The sequence below is a fragment of the Pedobacter sp. 05L430 genome (genome assembly GCF_056397585.1).
Window position 1 is genome coordinate 1 of sequence record NZ_JBFTNT010000567.1, and the last position, 926, is coordinate 926.

2 protein-coding genes are annotated in these 926 nt (G+C 38.4%); one reads left to right on the forward strand and one right to left on the reverse strand.

From position 1 onward, the window contains the following. A partial coding sequence (locus AC1DG9_RS27350; RefSeq protein WP_477635733.1) for an NADPH-dependent FMN reductase occupies positions 1-487 on the forward strand: 487 nt, incomplete at its 5' end. On the opposite strand, the gene AC1DG9_RS27355 is transcribed toward AC1DG9_RS27350, so the two are convergent. Next, the coding region (locus AC1DG9_RS27355) for a hypothetical protein (RefSeq protein WP_477635734.1) at positions 474-926 on the reverse strand (453 nt) is incomplete at its 5' end. The genes AC1DG9_RS27350 and AC1DG9_RS27355 overlap by 14 nt on opposite strands.

Consider the following 926-nt stretch of genomic DNA (forward strand, 5'->3'; position numbering starts at 1 on the left):
AAGTAATACGCTAAAAGTCGCTAAATATTATCAGAAAACTCTGGCATTAAAAGGCTTAGAATCTACCATTTTCAATCTGGAAGATTTACCCGATAACCTTATCGCGTCTGATTTGTATGGAAAACGAAGCCCTGATTTCCAGATTATTCAGGAAATGGTAACCCAAACTACCAAGTTTCTTTTTATCATACCAGAATACAATGGAAGTTTCCCCGGAGTATTAAAAGTCTTTATTGATGCCTGCAACTTTCCAGAAAGCTTTTACGATAAAAAAGCGGCCCTTGTAGGTATATCATCCGGTAAATACGGAAACATACGTGGTGTTGATCATTTTGGTGGTGTATGCAGTTACCTGCATTTAAATGTGCTACCCCTGAGGCTCCACATTGCAACCATTAAAGCCGAGTTAAATGAACAGGGCGATTTCTTTAAAGAGGATACCCTTAAATTTACCGACCAGCAGATAAATAAGTTTATTGCGTTTTAAAACTCATCCAGGTTTTACCTTCATTTCCAAAAACAAAGTATCCCGGATATAGCATTTCCGCTAAATCTTCTAATGCGTTTACAGCCACGTCTGCCTCATCTGCCATTGCAGCTTCATCATCCCAAAGATATATTCTGTCGTACTCAACAGCAGGCCAACCCTTATCCAACAACGAGGGCACAACTCCCATCAACTGCAACATACTGGTGCTTTTTTCATAATAAATAACTACTCTGGCTGTATGAACATCATCTTGTAAGACCCCACCAGCTTCGGCAATAAGTGCTTCCAAATCTTTTTTAAGATTATTCCTGGTATCAAGACAAGCTACGGCAACTTTGTCCATAAACTTAATTTTATGCTGAATTATGTCTACTCGTTCCTGAAAATTTTCACGTAATTGTTCGTCCCCAACCCTATTTATAACCGCATTTAAAAA